1 protein-coding gene is annotated in these 556 nt (G+C 24.0%); it reads right to left on the reverse strand.

Annotation, left to right across the window (positions count from 1 at the left end; genetic code table 4):
* Positions 1-288: 288 nt before the first annotated feature.
* Positions 289-441: a hypothetical protein gene (locus EHV01_RS06470; RefSeq protein WP_422066742.1), complete on the reverse strand. Its 153-nt coding sequence runs from the start codon at positions 439-441 to the stop codon at positions 289-291.
* Positions 442-556: the final 115 nt, after the last annotated feature.

Consider the following 556-nt stretch of genomic DNA (forward strand, 5'->3'; position numbering starts at 1 on the left):
TTTTTTCAGCAAATTCTAAAAATTGATCATCTTTAAAACTGTTTTTTAATTCTGTAATTATTTTTTCCATCAATTATTTACCTCTTATATATTAAAAATATACCTAAAATTAAGTATATTCTATAAATATCAAGAGTTTTCTACAAAATTAAAGAAAWATTTTAWAAAAATTAATAACAAAAAACGAATTACTAGTTATGAATATTTAAATAAAAAGTATGATTTAAATTTTAGTGATTTTAATTTTGGTTTTGATTGAGAAGTATTTAAAGATTTTGTTGGTGATAGTTATGCCCGATATTTTACTTCGCCAACTTTTTTTAAGTTTGTTTCAGCAGGGCGTGGTACTAATAAAACATGAAATCATTTAGCAGAAAAATTATTTTTTGCTTGTAATTTTACCGATGCTTCATCTAATATTTTACGAAGATATTCCAACACCCACGAAGATACTACTTTCGGCGATACAATTAATGTTTGTAATTATCTATACGATAAATATGGGATTGATATAGGACCTGACAATGAAAATGGCATTGTTTGACCNNNNTATAAA

The sequence above is a fragment of the Spiroplasma sp. hy2 genome (genome assembly GCF_044714365.1).
Taxonomy (GTDB): Bacteria; Bacillota_I; Bacilli_A; order Mycoplasmatales; family Mycoplasmataceae; genus Spiroplasma; species Spiroplasma phoeniceum.